Source organism: Rhodococcus sp. AZ1 (assembly GCF_054979605.1).
Genome location: NZ_JBUEQF010000003.1, coordinates 218,356 through 233,014, shown reverse-complemented (window position 1 = coordinate 233,014; position 14,659 = coordinate 218,356). Strand labels below are relative to the sequence as shown.

Sequence of the window (14,659 nt, the reverse complement as noted above, 5' to 3'; positions counted from 1 at the left end):
TTCGAGCGCGACCGCCGTTTCGACTCGCCGCCACGGCAGCGCAGGGCCGGTCAGAGCAACCGGAAGCGTTCCATCACCACGGGTGTGGTGTCGTCGATCACGAGTTGGCGACCATCCAGCGCGGCGGTGAACCGAGCGGACTGCCAGAACTCCTCGTGCGCGCGCCGCCACTGCTCGACAGAAGTGAAGCCCTCCCCCTCATCGAGCGCGTGCTGCAACCCGACCTCGCCCAGAGGGAGGACGTCTACGCCGACCGTCTCGATCACTGCGACGCTGGCACCATCGGAATCCACGACGCGAGCCCGCTCCCCCACGACCGGCAGCGGCTCGCCCTCCACCTCGTACTCGACGAGCAGGGAACTTGTCGTCGTCTTGCGCCCGTCGAGTATCGCCGCCACCAACCTCTCGCGCAGCGGTCCGGGGAAAGCGAACTCCGCGATCGCTATCGGCCGATCCGACACAGCACCACCACCCCGTCCTTGAACACGTGCTTGTGCTGCCCGTCGGGCCCCACCACCTCGCGCGAGCGCACCTCGCACAGCTCGGTGGTCCACTCCTGCGGATCGAAGGCCAGGTCGGCGAGATCCTCCGCCGGCCCCGGCAGGTGCGGCATGTGCGAGCTTCCGTCGTCCCGGCGAGGCGCCCACGGGGGGATGTCGGCGTCGGTCTCGAACACGTGCGAGACCACCACCACGTGCCCACCGGGGCGCACGCGCTCGGCCATGCGGCGCAGAATGCTGCTGCGTTCGAGCGGCACCGTGGAATGGAAGAACGACGCCGTGAGCAGATCGACGGTTGCGTCGGTGGTCCATGTGGTCAGATCGTGTGCAATCCACGTGATCCGATCTGCCACACCGCGTTCGGCCGCACCGGCGGCGCCTCGGGCCACGGCGGTGGGAGAGATGTCGACGGCCGTCACCGTCCACCCCTGCTCGGCCAACCACACCGCGTCGCCGCCCTCCCCGCAGCCGAGGTCCAGGGCGTCTCCCACCGGGAGATCAGCGACCACGGCGGCGGTGGTGGCGTTCACCTTCCCCGACCACACCCGATCGCTGTCCGCATAGCGCTGTTCCCAGTGCGCGGCAGGGTTGGTCTCGACCGGTCGCGGGTGGTGCTCGCTCATGCCACCAGTGTCGCGCACGACGGTGTGCGCGCCACCACCGACTCGATCGGTGCGCTCAGAAGCCGGTGCCGCCGTCGTAGGTGAAGCGGGTGTTCACCGTCACGGGCTTGCCCCCGCCGAGCGTGAAGCTCCAGGTCAGTCCAATCGCGTTGTCGGTCTGCCCGGGATTGGCAGTGTTGTTCATGGGCGTGTTCTTCTCGGACGCACCGAACACCTCGTCGTAGGAACCCGCCAGACGGGTTGCTCCGCCGGTGAGGTCCGAGACGGTGAGGCGAGATCCGCCGGGGCCCGTGCACACCGCGCCGTTGGGGGTCAGTGCGCTGCCCCCCACATCGGACCCACCCAGCGCGCAGTCGGCGAGCCGGTAGAGCGTGACCGGTGTGGTGATGTTCGCGGGGAAGAAGTCGGGGTAGGACACCGTCAGCGACGTGTCCCACGTGTTGCTGCCCTCCACGAAACGGTCGACCTCGGTGATCTGGACGCCCGAGTCCTGCACCTGGACGTTGGTATTGGTGATGACGTACGGATCGGCGGCCGTGCCGGAGCCCGTCCTCTTCGGTGGCTCACCACCGCGCAGGTCGTCCGGAAGACCGTAGGTGAGCGGAAGACCCAGCCCGATGGCGACACCGCATGCGCGGGGACCGTCGAACAGCGGCGTACCACGGTCCTTGTCCTGCACTGCGCAGCGAAGGTTGTAGTCGACTTGCAGATTGGTGAAGTTGCAGGCGGAGAGGACGAGCGCCAGAACGGCGACGCCCCCCGCGGCGGCGGCGGCTCGACGGGTGCGGAGGCGTCGTGTGGTTGCCATGGATGCTCCTGCCCTCCGGGCACCGACACCGGCTGCGGTGCGCTCGAGAAAAGCGTGGCACAGCGCGAGTGTTATCGACCCATTGGTTGGTTACAACTCGGCAACCATTTCCGCCGCAATGCAACGTCCACCTTTCCAGCCGCCTTTATGCGACCTAACCCCGTGCCATATCGACGAAGCGCGACAGGTGTAGTTGGTGGGCGACGGTGATGGTGGCGGTGGGGCCGTTGCGGTGCTTGCCGAGGATGAGGTCCGCTTCGCCGCCGCGAGGGTCGTCCTTCTCGATGGCATCGGGGCGGTGCAGCAGGATGACCATGTCGGCATCCTGCTCGAGGGAGCCCGATTCGCGCAGATCCGAGACCATCGGCTTCTTGTCGGTGCGCTGCTCGGGACCACGGTTGAGCTGACACACCGCGACCACGGGCACCTCGAGCTCCTTGGCCAGCAGCTTGAGCTGACGGGAGAACTCCGAGACCTCCTGCTGGCGGGACTCGACCTTCTTGCCCGACGACATCAGCTGCAGGTAGTCGACCACGATGAGCTTGAGCCCGTGCTTCTGCTTGAGCCGGCGGGCCTTGGCGCGGATCTCCATCATGGTCAGGTTCGGGGAGTCGTCGACGAACAGGGGCGCCTCGCTGATCTCGCTCATGCGGCGGGCCAGGCGAGTCCAGTCCTCGTCGGTCATCCGGCCCGAGCGCATGTCGCCGAGTTTGATGCGCGCCTCGGCCGACAGCAGGCGCATCACGATCTCGCTGCGACTCATCTCCAGCGAGAAGATGACACTGGGCATGCCGTGCTTGATCGAGCACGAACGCATGAAATCCATGGAGAGCGTGGACTTTCCGACACCGGGACGAGCCGCGACGATCACCATCTGTCCCGGGTGCAGGCCGTTGGTGACCTCGTCGAGCTCGGTGAAGCCGGTGGGCACCCCGTTGGACATCCCGCCCCGCGATGCGATGGAGTCGATCTCGTCCATCGTCGGTTGCAGCAGTTCCTCGAGGGGAATGAAGTCCTCGGCGGTGCGTCGCTCGGTGACCTCGTAGACCTCGGCCTGCGCACGGTCGACCACCTCGGAGACGTCCTGGCCATCGGCGCCGGCGTACCCGAACTGCACGATTCGCGTGCCCGCTTCGACGAGGCGGCGAAGGATCGCCTTCTCCACGACGATCTCGGCGTAGTAGGCGGCGTTGGCCGCGGTGGGGACGGTCTGGGTGAGGGTGACCAGATAGGGCGGCCCGCCGATGCGCTTGAGTTCGCCCTTGCGGTCGAGTTCGGCGGATACGGTGACCGGGTCCGCCGGATCGCCACGACTGTAGAGGTCGAGCACGGCGTCGTAGATCATCTGGTGGGCGGGGCGATAGAAGTCGCCGGGGCGCAACACCTCGAGCACGTCGGCAATGGCGTCCTTGCTCAGAAGCATTCCACCGAGCACGGACTGCTCCGCGGCGAGGTCCTGGGGTGGCTGGCGACCGAAGTCGTCCCCGGGGGCTTCGGGGGGAGAGTCGTACCCCGCGCGGGAGCTGTACTCCGAGCGCCCACGATCGTCGACCACTGCCACTGATCCACCGCCTGCCATCCTGCTCGGGCCGTCCCCGACCGATCATGTGTGACCGAACTTCGTGCGTCTGCGTACGTCAGGGAGCTCTTCGAGAAGGTGTACTCGAACCCACCGACAACAACAGCCGCGGCGCCACCCCGTTGGCGTGCCCGGGGGACGTTAGGGGCTGTCGAGCCGAGGCACAAACGGGCCTGTGGATGGGGTTGGGGAGCACGTGTGGACACATTAGGATGCCGGTGTTGAACACCCGGGGACAACCTGTGGAGAAAAACTGAAAATCATGGGATCGATGCAGGTGAGAGGCATAGCCGAGAATTATTCCCTGTGAATGAAACTCGCCCCGGCGTGTCGCCGAAGTTGACAGTTCGGGCGTGTTGGATGAACACGGAGGTGATCGAAAGTCACGATGTGGCGATCGGACACGTCGTTCGGTGATCGGTCTGTTTGTCGGCCAGGGCAGACACTCTCGGTTCGACCCCTGCGGTTGTCACCTCTCGACAAGTACTGAACAGTTGTGTAGCTTCCTGAACATGTGTTCAGCCGCGCCCGGGGTCCCCGACGACCGTACGGCTTCAGCGCGTATTCGCGACGCCGCCATCGCTCGATACGGACGCGACGGCTTCGGAGCGAGCCTGCGGACGATCGCGTCCGACGCCGGGGTCTCGAGCGCTCTGATCGTCCACCACTTCGGCTCGAAGGCGGCGCTGCGAGCGGCGTGCGACGCCCACGTGCTCTCACTCATCGAGGACAGCAAGCTGCGCTCCCTCGGGGCGGAGGCGGGCCCGTCGCTGTTGGAACAGCTGGCCACGGTCGACGGCTACGCCCCGATGACTCGCTACATCCTGCGCACACTGCGAGAGGGCGGCACACTCGCCCGCTCCCTCGTCGAGCGGATGGTCGAGGACACGATCACCACGATGGAGGTGGGCGTGCAGTCGGGCACCATCCGATCGACCCGGGACGCACGAGCTCGCGCCGCAATCCTGGTTCGACTCTCGCTCGGCGCACTGCTGGTGGAGGCCACGCTCGATCCCACCGCCCTCACCGACGATTCTGTCGGATTCCTGCGCCGATACACCGAGCAGTGGACAGCTCCCCTCCTCGAGGTCTACACCTACGGCCTCTTCACCGACACCCGCTTCCTCGACCAACTACCCGATCACCGAGACGAGAGCTCCGGCCGCAAAGGATCGTCATCATGACCTCAGCCCTGACAGTGCGCGGACTGCGCAAGACGTTCGGATCGGCCACCGTCCTGGACGGACTGAATCTCGTTGTCGAAACCGGCACCGTAGCAGGCTTTCTCGGCCCGAACGGGGCCGGGAAGTCGACGACCATACGGGTGCTGCTGGGCATGCTTCGCGCCGACGACGGCGAGGTGGACGTGCTCGGACACGATCCGTGGACCGATTCGGTGGCACTGCACCGACGCCTGGCGTACGTCCCTGGCGACGTGACGCTGTGGCCCTCGCTGACCGGCGGCGAGACCCTCGATCTGTTGGCCCGACTACGCCCGACCACCGACACGAACAGGCGCGCGGAGCTGGTCGAGTTGTTCGAACTCGACGTGCGCAAGAAGGCCCGCACCTACTCCAAGGGCAACCGCCCGCGGGACGACCGTACTGCTCTCGAGTCACATCCTCGCCGAGGTGGAGAAGCTCTGTGACACCGTCACCATCATTCGGGCCGGGCGCACCGTGCAGAGCGGAACACTGGCCGAGATGCGCCACCTCACCCGCACTCGCATCGACGTCAGCACCACCGAGCCGATCGAGTCCCTCGCGGGCGCGGCGGGCGTACACAACCTCGATCGGACCGGCGAGGCGGATGGGTCCGACGGCCACCACGCCACCTTCGACGTCGATCCTGCGCACCTGGACAACGTGATTCGGCTGCTCGGTGGCCTCGGTGTACGGTCGCTCACCAGCAGCCCACCGTCACTCGAGGATCTGTTCCTGCGCGAGTACTCGGACACGACGCCATGATCGCGGACATCGGAGTTCGAGAGCGAACCGAGGCAGCGCAGCCGGGGCATTCCCTCACCGGCACAACCCCTCTCACGCTGCTCGCCCTTCGCGCCGACCGCATCAGGCTGGCCGTGTGGATCGGCTCGATCACCCTGTACCTCCTCAGTGCGAACTCGGCTGTGAGCCGCGTGTACGCCACCGCGGCCGACCGCCAGACGCGTGCGCAGCTGATCTCCTCCCCCACCGCCGCATTTCTCGCGGGCCCGGGCTACGGGATCGAGAACTACACGCCCGGCGCGATGTTCGCCAACGAGCAGACCCTGTATCTGATGGTCGCGATGATCATCCTGACCATCTCCCTTGTGGTGCGACACACCCGCGCCGACGAGGAGTCCGGCCGCGCCGAACTGGTGCGAAGCTCCCCGGTGGGACGACACGCATCGCTGACCGCCGCCCTGCTCGTCGCTGCTGTCGCGAACGGTGCGTTCGTGATCGCAGGAACCGCCGCCCTGAGCTCATTCGGACTACCGGTCGGCGACAGCGCGATCGTGACGTCGGGGATCGCGCTATCGGCCATGACGTTCGGCAGTGTCGCTGCGGTCACCGCGCAGCTGACCGAACATGCGCGCACTGCAACGGGATCGGCGCTGGGCGTGGTGGTGGCGCTGTACGCACTACGCGCCCTCGGCGACACCGAACGCCGCGGCGGCAGTGCCCTGTCGTGGATCTCGCCTTTGGCGTGGACGCAGCAGAGCAAGCCGTTCGTCGACCCCAGGCTGTGGCCGCTGGCCCTCTACCCGCTGGTTGCGGTGCCGACGATCGCCCTGGCCTTCGTCGTCGAGGGTCGCCGGGACTTCGCTGCCGGAGTTCTGGCGGTACGCCCGGGACCGGCCACCGCACCGCGGTGGTTGTCCTCTCCCCTGGCTCTCGCCTGGCGCCTCGAACGCGCCTCGGTTCTCGGCTGGGGAATCGGAACAGCGGCGGCCGCAGCGGCATTCGGCGGAGTGATCGGGGCGGCCACCGATGCTCTGGGCTCACAGTCCTCGTTGACGGATCTGCTGAAGAACCGCACCGGGACGCTCACCGAGACCCTGGTCTCGACCATCATGCTCGTGATCGCTCTGGCCGTTGCCGGGTTCGCGGTCTCCTCGATCGGACGGGCACGAATCGAAGAGGCCACCGGACGAGCAGAGGTGCTTCTGGTCAGCGGGGTCTCCCGTATGCGGTGGCTGCTGTCGACTGCCGCGGTGACCCTGGCGGCAACGACAGGCATGCTCGTGGCCGCGGGGCTGGCTCTGGGTCTGACATCCACCGGATCGACCGGTCTCGCCGTGACCGATGTGCTCGGCCTGGCAGTGTCCTACCTACCCGCGATGGCGGTTTTCATCGGAATCGGCCTGCTGCTGTACGGGTTTCGATCCGACGCCGCGCGCTGGGCGTTCGTCCCGGTGGTCTACGCCGCCGTGGTGGGCATAGTCGGGGTGCTGCTGCAGGTGCCGCAGTGGGCGCGCGACCTCTCCCCCCTGACACACATACCCGCCCTCGGCCAACTCACCTGGACCCCGCTCGTCGTGTGCACGGTCATCGGCGTCGCCGCGGGCTCTCTCGGCGTGCTGGCCTACCGCCGCCGCGACGCAGGTTGAACCGCGCCTGCCGACCAACGCCTGCCGACCAACAGCAACGGGCCCCGGTCGCCGAAGCAGCCGGGGCCCGTTGTGGCGGATCAGGTTACGTCAGGACGCGGTGACCTCGAGGGTGAACTTCGCGGTCACGTCCGGGTGCAGCGCCACGGTGACGGCGTGCTTGCCGGTGCTCTTGATGTGCGCCTTGGGCAGGTCGATGCTGCGCTTGTCGAGGACCGGTCCCCCGGCCTTCTTCACAGCAGCTGCAACGTCGGCTGCGGTGACCGAGCCGAAGAGCTTGCCCGAATCGCCGGCGGTGCGGACCTGCAGGGACACGGACTCGAGCCCCTCGATGGCCTGCTTGAGCTCGTTGGCGTGCTCGAGACCGCGCACCGCACGAACCTCCTGCGCACGACGGATGCCCTCGACCTGCTTCTGGGCTCCGCGGGTGGCCACGATGGCCAGGCCGCGGGGCAGCAGGAAGTTGCGGCCGTAGCCGTCCTTGACCTCCACGGTGTCGCCGGGCGCACCGAGGTTGTCGACGTCAGCGGTGAGAATGAGCTTCATGGTGATCTCTCCTTCTCTCAGCGACCGGCGGTCGCGTAGGGGAGCAGAGCAACCTCGCGCGAGTTCTTGACGGCGATGGCGATGTCACGCTGGTGCTGGACGCAGTTGCCGGTGACCCGGCGCGCGCGGATCTTGCCGCGATCGCTGACGTACTTGCGCAGCAGCGTCGTGTCCTTGTAGTCGATGGTCGAGTTCTTCTCTTTGCAGAAGGTGCAGACCTTCTTCTTGATGACCTTGTCGCGCAACGGCGGTTTGGGCATGGTGGTTCTCCGTTAGTTTCGATGTTCGTTCGTGTACTGGGGTGACGATCAGAACGGGGGTTCGTCGTCCGCGCCGCGCGATCCGCCGAAGGAGCCCGACGCCTGCGGGGCACTGCCCCACGGGTCGTCCCCACCGACACCGGTCGGCCGCGAGCCGCCGGATCCGCCCGAGGAGCCGTAACCTCCGCCCCCGCCGCCACCGCTGCGGTTGGCCTTGGTGACCTTGGCCGTCGCGTAGCGAAGAGAGGGACCGATCTCATCGACCTCGAGTTCGACCACTGTGCGCTTCTCACCCTCGCGGGTTTCGTAGGAGCGCTGCTTGAGCCGTCCGGTGACCACCACGCGCGATCCGCGTGTGAGGCTCTCGGCCACGTTCTCGGCCGCCTCGCGCCAAATGTTGCAGCGCATGAAGAGGGCCTCGCCGTCCTTCCACTCGTTGGACTGACGATCGAACGTGCGCGGGGTGGATGCGACCGTGAAGTTCGCGACCGCCGCACCGGCCGGGGTGAACCGCAGCTCGGGATCGGCCGTGAGGTTTCCGACGACCGTGATGAGGGTTTCGCCTGCCATGGTTCCTCTTTCCAGCTACTTGCCGCGGCGCAGAACCTTGGTGCGCAGCACCGACTCGTTGAGTCCGAGCTGACGATCGAGCTCGGACACGGTGGCCGGCTCGGCGCTGAGATCGATGACGGCGTAGATGCCCTCGGCGTGCTTCTCGACCTCGTACGCGAGACGACGCTTGCCCCAGATGTCGACCTTGTCGACCTTGCCGCCGTCCTTGCGAACCACGTTGAGGAAAGTATCGAGCGACGGAGCAACGGTGCGCTCGTCCAGGTTGGGGTCGAGGATGACCATCAATTCGTATTGACGCATGAGACCACATCACCTCCTATGGACTGTGAATCGGTCACGGACTGTCCGTGACAGGAGGGTCGTTGCGTCAGCAACCCGCCAAGGATACAGGTGCACCCCGTGACCTGCGAAATCGTCTCGGAGGGCTCGGGGGCGCGGCGGTCGAACACCCGCGGCCCCTAGGGTGGTGCCATGTCCGGGGCACGCGTGCGGGTGGGTCGCACCGAGGCGACGACCACCGCGGTGGTCACGCTCGTGAGCGCTCTGGCGCTGCTCGCGGGCTACCTCAACAAGGCACGCTGTGTGGGCGCTCCCTTCACACCCGACGGGCGCTCGCTGATCTTCGATCGCATCAAGGATGTCGACGTCTGCTACTCCGACATCCAGTACCTGTGGCTCGGTCGCGGGATCGACCAGCACATCTTCCCGTACCTGACCGGCGGGATCTCGAGCAACGGGGTACTGCTGGGCGGCACGGTGGAGTACCCGGTCCTCACCGGACTGCTCATGTGGATCGGTGCGATCGGCGCCGACAACGACGCGCAGTTCCTGATGTGGTCGGCGATCCTGCTCGCGCCGTTCGGCATTGCGACCGCCGCGATGCTCGCACGGATGGCGGGGTGGTGGGCACTGCTGTGGGCGGGTGGCCCGGCGCTGGTGCTCTACGCCTTCCACAACTGGGAACTGCCCGTGGTGGCCACGGCCGTGGGTGCGATCTACGTGATGACCTGCACACCCTGGCAGCTGCGCACCCGATCCGCCTGTGCCGCAGTATTGCTCGCAGTGGGGTTCTGTCTGAAGATCTACCCCGGCGCCTTCGTGTTACCCCTGGCGCTGTACGTGCTCACCGCGACGAAGGGGCGCTACGACTGGCGTGGTGCGCTGTCGGTGATCGGGCTCGCCGCCGGCACCGTGACAGTGATCAACCTGCCGTTCGCGGTGCTCGGCTACAACGGCTGGGCGGCGTCCTTCGTGTTCCAGCAGTCGCGGCAGGCCGATATCACCACCAACTCGATCTGGTACTGGGGTCTGCGGCGCCTGTACGTGGACGAGCAGGCGTCGAAAGGGCTGCAAGCCCTCCAGGAGATCTCGTTCCAGGATGCCGTCGACATCGCCTCCCCCGCGCTGGTGTTGCTGAGTTTCGCCGCCGCCCTGTGGTTCGGGTGGCGGCGGGCCACCACCGAGGGTGCCTACCCCTGGGTGGCCACCAGCGCCGTCATGCTGTGCGGCTTCCTGCTCTTCCACAAGGTGCACTCACCCCAGTACACGTTGTGGCTGGTGCCGTTCTTCGTCCTGCTCCGGGTGCCGTGGGCACTGGTGGCGGGGTACCTGGTGGCCGATCTGTTCATGGGTATCGGAGTGTTCCGATACTTCGCCGCGCTCGGCGCGGGCGCAGACTCGTCCACCGAGCTGGACGCCGTGCTGGTGGGGGTGTGGGGACGCGCGCTGCTCCTGGCGGTGCTGATGATCGTCTTCGCCCGAGCACACCTGCGTGCACCGCACACCGCGGAGCGAGCACCCACGGAGGGAGTACCCGCATGAACTGGTCCGATCCGATCACCATCACCGGTCGCTTCGTCACCCTCGAGCCGCTGACACGCGATCATGCACACGAATTGCACGCCGCCGCAGATGATCCCGTGATATTCCGGTGGACCGGGCCGGCCGTGGCGTCACTGGAGGACGCCGCGGCGTACATCGACGCCGCCCTCGCCGACTCCACTCGCCGACCTTTTCTGCAGCGCGATTCGTCGACCGGCCGCGCCGTGGGCACCACCTCGTACTACCAGGCGGACACCACCAATCGGAGCCTGGCCATCGGGTACACCTGGCTCTCGCGGGCTGCACAGGGCAGGGCGATCAACCCGGAGTCGAAGTTCCTGCTGCTGCAGCGTGCCTTCGACGACCTCGGTGCGGTGCGCGTGGAGTGGCATACCGATGCGCGCAACAGTCAGTCCCGCGCGGCCATAGCCAAACTGGGCGCGAGCTTCGAGGGCATCCTGCGCAAACATCGGCGACTGGCCGACGGAAGTTGGCGTGACTCAGCACTGTTCGCGATGATCGACGAGCAGTGGCCCGCCGCCCGCGCGAACCTGGCAGCGCGCCTGGACGCCTTCTGACCACCTGCCGGTTTCAGCGGTGCCACTGCGGGTCCCGCACACATGTCACTGCGGGTCCCGCACACATGTCACTGCGGGCACAGCTGCATGTAGGGAAGGCCGGGCAGGGCCTTGCTCCACTCCGCGGGGGTGAGGGCACTACCGCGCCGGGCGCAGATCTGCTGGGCCACACGGTCGGGATCGAGCGTCCACACGTACACCGATTTCGAGGCCCCACCGGCCACGAGGTGCCCGTCACCCGCTAAGAACTGCGCGTCGTTGATGCGGGCTCCCGTGGCACTGAGCGTCACGCCCTGGCGCGGCGACCGTGGATCAGCGATGTCCCACAGCGACACACTGTCCACCGAGGTGCCCAGGGCGAGCATCGACCCCGAGCGGGAGAACGCAACAGAGTTCACCGCGGCCGGGCCCGCCACCGTCGACAGCTGTCGGGGCGCCGAGTGGTCGGTGACGTCGAAGATCTGCGCGGTGGCATCGGTCGAACCGATGGCCAGGCGCGAGCCGTCGGGGGAGAACCCGACCGACGACGTACCCGCCGCCAGTCCGGTGATGGTGGTGATGCGCCGGGCTGCAGTCGGTTCCGTGGTGTCCCACAACTCGACCGAGTTCGCCGACGTACCGACGGCGAGCACCTCGGCCACCGGACTGTAGGCGATGACGGACGGCAATCCGGCGACGGTGAACGATCCCAGCCGCACCGGTGCCGGGCCCACGCTGTAGAGCGCCATCTCGGGCGCATCCTGCTGCGAGAGCGCCACCATCGAGTTGTCCCGGGCGATGGCGATCCCACCGATGAGCAGGGGCAACGCCGCCGGGACCTGCGCCAGTACGCGGGGAGAAAGCCGAGATGTGCTGTCCCACAGCACGAAACCCCCACCGGCGGTTCCCGCTGCGAGGACGGTGCCGTCCAGGGAGACCGTGGCCGCCCCGTCGAGCCGATCACCGGGTGGCGCAACCAGGGCGGACGGGCCCATCCGCGGCGCCGCCGGGTCGGTGAGATCCCACACCCGAGCGCCGTCGCCGCGTGATCCGGTGGCGCCGAGAACGTAGGTGCCCGAGGCGTCGGTGGGAACGTTGAACACGGTGTCCGTGGGCCCGTCGAGAACCGGACCTCGCATCGGCCATCGATGCACCGTGCCGTCCTCGTCCGCGGTCACCAATTCGCCTCCATCGGAGGTGAACTCGGCGGTGGACACCAGCGCCGGACCGGGCAGCACCGAGAGCGGGCGCGCCGACGCGGCGTCGAACAGCCGGGTGGAGTTGTCGCTGGACACCCCTGCCAGGACCGCCCCGTCGGGGGAGAACACGACGTCGTTGACGTAGCTGGTGTACCCGGTGGCAGACGGGAGGTCGAGCAGTGTTCCGTCCGGTTGCACGGTCCACCTGGCGATCTCGCGCGCGGCGGTTCCGACGGCCAGTGCACGCGAGTCCGGTGAGAACGCCGCTCCGAAGTAGTTGTAGGTCGAGCCGTCCGAGGCCCGGTCCACCACCGGCACCTCCAGCCGCGCGGTGTCCCACATCCGTAGAGTCCGACCGCGACCGGCACCGAGCAACCACCGCCCGTCCGGGCTCACCGCCACGGCCACCGGTCCGGCGCCGGGTACCTCGAGGCCCGGTAGCGCCGCGAGAGAGACACCCGTGACGGACCATCGTGCGATCCGCCCGTCCGAGGTGCCGCCCACCAGCACCGCGCCGTCGGGGGAGAAGGCCAGGCTGCCCACCGGATCCGGCACCGCTGCACCGACTTTCGGTGCCGCCGGATCGGAGACGTCCACCACCACCACACCACCGGAGCCACCGACGGCCACTCGGCGGCCCGTGGAATCGACCACCAGGGCCGTCACGGACGAGCCGCCCGGCGCGGCGAACTCTGCGCTCGCAGCCACCTCGCCGCCGCGATGGACCTCCACCACACCGGTGGACCGTCCGACCACGATCACCCCGTCTGCCGTCGGGGCCGCCACCGTCCCGCCGGCCGGTCCCAGCATGCGCCAGGGTGTACGTACCCCGGAGGAATCGACGAGCGTGGACACCGCCTCCGGCGTGGCGCCCGCCCGATAGGCGGCCAGGGCCAGTTGGGTGGACAGGGCCGGATCGCGGGGTCGTGCGATCAACGCCGCCGAGACGATCTGACGCGACTGAGCCTGCATGCGCGCAACGTCGGCGGACTCCCGCTCGCCGACTGCCTGCCCGCGGGCGAACACGGCCGTGGCAGCGAGCACGAGCGAGACCACCGTGGCCGCGGCGAGTGCTGCCACCAGGCGGCGACGCGTCCGCACCCGCCGGCGATCGGCATCCTGGCGGGCACGCTCGTGAGCACCACTGGCCTCGACATATCGGCGCTCGACATCGTTGAGATCCAGCGCGCGCTCCCCGACGTCGATGCGCTCGCGCAGGAATGCCAATCGTGTGGCTCCGAGCAGCAGGGATTCGTCCTGGTCCTCCGCTGCCCACGTGGCTGCGGCACGGGTGAGATTGCGGTGCGCGGCGAACCACTCCCGATCATCGTCGATCCAGGCCCGCAGTCGCGGCCATGCCGTCAGCAGGGCCTCGTGCGCCACCCTCGCCGACCCGTCGTCGATGGTCAGCAGACGTGCATCGGCGAACTTGCGCAGTACCCCGAGATCTCCGGAAGCCAACTCCGGCAACGGCATCGGACGCCGGGTCACCGTATCGCCGTCGACGGACACCAACCGCAGCAGAGCTCGGCGCGCCGCGGTGCGCTCGGTGTCGGCGAGCTCGGTGTACACCCGCTCAGCGCTCTGCTGCACGGCACCACCGATGCGACCGGTGTCCAGGTAGTCCCGGGCGGTGAGCGTGCGCTTGTGCGCGCGTTCCCAGGTACCGAGCAGCGCGTGCGAGAGCAACGGCAGCACGCCCTGCTCGGCAACGGTGGACCCGGGCGGGAGCAGGTCCGCCAACAGCACCTCCACCAGATCGTCGGCCACCTCGACACCGGCCTTGCGGGCCGGGGCCACGATGATCTCGCGCATCTGCTCGACACCGAGCGGACCCACCACCACCGGTCCTGCGGTCAGTGGTCCCAGCAGGACGGGCTCGGCGAGCGCGACCCCGTAGAAGTCGGCTCGCATCCCGATCACCGTGGTCGCCGCCGCCGTCGCGGCGAGCTCGGTCAGATACCGCGCCCGGCGTTCCGCGGGGAAATCCGCGCCCCACAACTCCTCCGCCTGATCGACCACCAGCACCGCATCGGCCGCCACGCTCGGAAGTGGATCCGACGGCGTACAGAGCGTCACCGCCGTCGGCGGGTCCTGGGTGGCCATCGTCGCTGCCAGACCCGCGGCCAGAAGCGAGGACTTGCCCGATCCCGACGCCCCGGTGACCACCACGATTCCCGACGTCGCCTGCACGCGCTCGACGAGTTCGGCGACCAACTCGGCGCGGCCGAAGAACCACTCGGCGTCGTCGAACCCGAATGCATCGAGGCCCTTGTAGGGCGTGTGCGCGGGCATGCGGTCGCTCGAGCGCACGCGCATCACCGCGTCCCACCACTGCTGAATCAGCTCAGGATCGTTCACCCCGCACGCGGCGAGGACGGCCCGGAACTGCGGGGCGTTCTGCGGCGTCGGCAGGAAGTCACCCTTGAACCAGGCGCCGAACGTCGAAACGGGCGCTCCGGACATATCGGAAATACTGCGAAGCGACTTCCCCGACGCCTCCCGCACGTGTGCGAGGGCGTGGGCGAACTCCGATCGCGTGGTGATGGACGACGGATCAGACCTATAACCCGGTTTCATCGCACGACCATAACCGCAGAT

General features: G+C 67.9%; 13 protein-coding genes and 1 pseudogene. 5 read left to right on the top strand and 9 right to left on the bottom strand.

Annotated elements, in window-relative coordinates:
• Window positions 1–50: 50 nt before the first annotated feature.
• From ACY48E_RS05525 to dnaB, 4 genes are all read right to left on the bottom strand, one after another.
• Window positions 51–461, bottom strand: coding sequence for an ASCH domain-containing protein (locus ACY48E_RS05525; RefSeq protein ID WP_462871107.1), 411 nt, complete (start codon window positions 459–461; stop codon window positions 51–53).
• Window positions 443–1,123 carry a class I SAM-dependent methyltransferase gene (locus tag ACY48E_RS05520; RefSeq protein WP_462871106.1) on the bottom strand — a complete coding sequence of 227 codons (681 nt, stop codon included), beginning with the start codon at window positions 1,121–1,123 and terminating at the stop codon, window positions 443–445. The genes ACY48E_RS05525 and ACY48E_RS05520 overlap by 19 nt, the downstream gene beginning before the upstream one ends.
• A gap of 55 nt (window positions 1,124–1,178) precedes the next feature.
• Window positions 1,179–1,931, bottom strand: a complete 753-nt coding sequence (locus tag ACY48E_RS05515) for a hypothetical protein (protein ID WP_462871105.1) — start codon at window positions 1,929–1,931, stop codon at window positions 1,179–1,181.
• Between the two features lie 154 nt (window positions 1,932–2,085).
• Window positions 2,086–3,492, bottom strand: coding sequence for a replicative DNA helicase (dnaB, locus tag ACY48E_RS05510; RefSeq protein WP_462871104.1), 1,407 nt, complete (start codon window positions 3,490–3,492; stop codon window positions 2,086–2,088).
• Between the two features lie 530 nt (window positions 3,493–4,022).
• Here dnaB and ACY48E_RS05505 point away from each other — a divergent pair.
• From ACY48E_RS05505 to ACY48E_RS05495, 3 genes and pseudogenes are all read left to right on the top strand, one after another.
• Window positions 4,023–4,694: a TetR family transcriptional regulator gene (locus tag ACY48E_RS05505; protein ID WP_462871103.1), complete on the top strand. Its 672-nt coding sequence runs from the start codon at window positions 4,023–4,025 to the stop codon at window positions 4,692–4,694.
• Window positions 4,691–5,477: pseudogene (locus ACY48E_RS05500) on the top strand (ABC transporter ATP-binding protein). Before ACY48E_RS05505 ends, ACY48E_RS05500 begins: the two are co-directional and overlap by 4 nt.
• A complete protein-coding gene (locus ACY48E_RS05495; protein WP_462871102.1) occupies window positions 5,474–7,102 on the top strand; it encodes an ABC transporter permease in 1,629 nt (542 codons plus the stop codon). Before ACY48E_RS05500 ends, ACY48E_RS05495 begins: the two are co-directional and overlap by 4 nt.
• Window positions 7,103–7,192: 90 nt before the next feature.
• Here ACY48E_RS05495 and rplI read toward each other — a convergent pair whose 3' ends face one another.
• Genes rplI through rpsF form a run of 4 tightly spaced genes read right to left on the bottom strand, consistent with a single transcriptional unit; the run spans window position 7,193 to window position 8,781 of the window.
• Window positions 7,193–7,648 (bottom strand): 50S ribosomal protein L9, encoded by a 456-nt coding sequence (gene rplI / locus ACY48E_RS05490; RefSeq protein WP_462871101.1) that lies wholly within the window; start codon window positions 7,646–7,648, stop codon window positions 7,193–7,195.
• Window positions 7,649–7,665: 17 nt separating this feature from the next.
• Complete coding sequence (rpsR, locus tag ACY48E_RS05485) at window positions 7,666–7,908, bottom strand: 30S ribosomal protein S18 (protein WP_462871100.1); 243 nt, start codon at window positions 7,906–7,908, stop codon at window positions 7,666–7,668.
• 48 nt (window positions 7,909–7,956) lie between these two features.
• On the bottom strand, window positions 7,957–8,478 hold the full coding sequence (locus ACY48E_RS05480) for a single-stranded DNA-binding protein (RefSeq protein WP_462871099.1): 522 nt from the start codon (window positions 8,476–8,478) through the stop codon (window positions 7,957–7,959).
• A gap of 15 nt (window positions 8,479–8,493) precedes the next feature.
• On the bottom strand, window positions 8,494–8,781 hold the full coding sequence (gene rpsF / locus ACY48E_RS05475) for a 30S ribosomal protein S6 (RefSeq protein WP_462871098.1): 288 nt from the start codon (window positions 8,779–8,781) through the stop codon (window positions 8,494–8,496).
• A gap of 171 nt (window positions 8,782–8,952) precedes the next feature.
• Here rpsF and ACY48E_RS05470 point away from each other — a divergent pair, with 171 nt between their 5' ends.
• On the top strand, window positions 8,953–10,302 hold the full coding sequence (locus ACY48E_RS05470) for a glycosyltransferase family 87 protein (RefSeq protein WP_462871097.1): 1,350 nt from the start codon (window positions 8,953–8,955) through the stop codon (window positions 10,300–10,302).
• Entirely contained in the window at window positions 10,299–10,880 is a 582-nt protein-coding gene (locus ACY48E_RS05465; RefSeq protein WP_462871096.1) for a GNAT family N-acetyltransferase, read from the top strand. The genes ACY48E_RS05470 and ACY48E_RS05465 overlap by 4 nt, the downstream gene beginning before the upstream one ends.
• Window positions 10,881–10,948: 68 nt before the next feature.
• Here the strand turns inward: ACY48E_RS05465 and ACY48E_RS05460 are convergent, their stop codons facing one another.
• The gene (locus ACY48E_RS05460; protein WP_462871095.1) at window positions 10,949–14,638 is read right to left on the bottom strand and encodes an nSTAND1 domain-containing NTPase; all 3,690 of its coding nucleotides are present in this window, start codon (window positions 14,636–14,638) and stop codon (window positions 10,949–10,951) included.
• Window positions 14,639–14,659 lie beyond the last annotated feature (21 nt).

What these genes read in the sequence shown, in the direction of transcription:
- ACY48E_RS05520 (WP_462871106.1), bottom strand. Translation starts at nt 1,123, where the DNA reads ATGAGCGAGCACCACCCGCGACCGGTCGAGACCAACCCTGCCGCGCAC.
- ACY48E_RS05515 (WP_462871105.1), bottom strand. Translation starts at nt 1,931, where the DNA reads ATGGCAACCACACGACGCCTCCGCACCCGTCGAGCCGCCGCCGCCGCG.
- ACY48E_RS05505 (WP_462871103.1), top strand. Translation starts at nt 4,023, where the DNA reads ATGTGTTCAGCCGCGCCCGGGGTCCCCGACGACCGTACGGCTTCAGCG.
- ACY48E_RS05495 (WP_462871102.1), top strand. Translation starts at nt 5,474, where the DNA reads ATGATCGCGGACATCGGAGTTCGAGAGCGAACCGAGGCAGCGCAGCCG.
- rplI (WP_462871101.1), bottom strand. Translation starts at nt 7,648, where the DNA reads ATGAAGCTCATTCTCACCGCTGACGTCGACAACCTCGGTGCGCCCGGC.
- rpsR (WP_462871100.1), bottom strand. Translation starts at nt 7,908, where the DNA reads ATGCCCAAACCGCCGTTGCGCGACAAGGTCATCAAGAAGAAGGTCTGC.
- ACY48E_RS05480 (WP_462871099.1), bottom strand. Translation starts at nt 8,478, where the DNA reads ATGGCAGGCGAAACCCTCATCACGGTCGTCGGAAACCTCACGGCCGAT.
- rpsF (WP_462871098.1), bottom strand. Translation starts at nt 8,781, where the DNA reads ATGCGTCAATACGAATTGATGGTCATCCTCGACCCCAACCTGGACGAG.
- ACY48E_RS05470 (WP_462871097.1), top strand. Translation starts at nt 8,953, where the DNA reads ATGTCCGGGGCACGCGTGCGGGTGGGTCGCACCGAGGCGACGACCACC.
- ACY48E_RS05465 (WP_462871096.1), top strand. Translation starts at nt 10,299, where the DNA reads ATGAACTGGTCCGATCCGATCACCATCACCGGTCGCTTCGTCACCCTC.
- ACY48E_RS05460 (WP_462871095.1), bottom strand. Translation starts at nt 14,638, where the DNA reads ATGAAACCGGGTTATAGGTCTGATCCGTCGTCCATCACCACGCGATCG.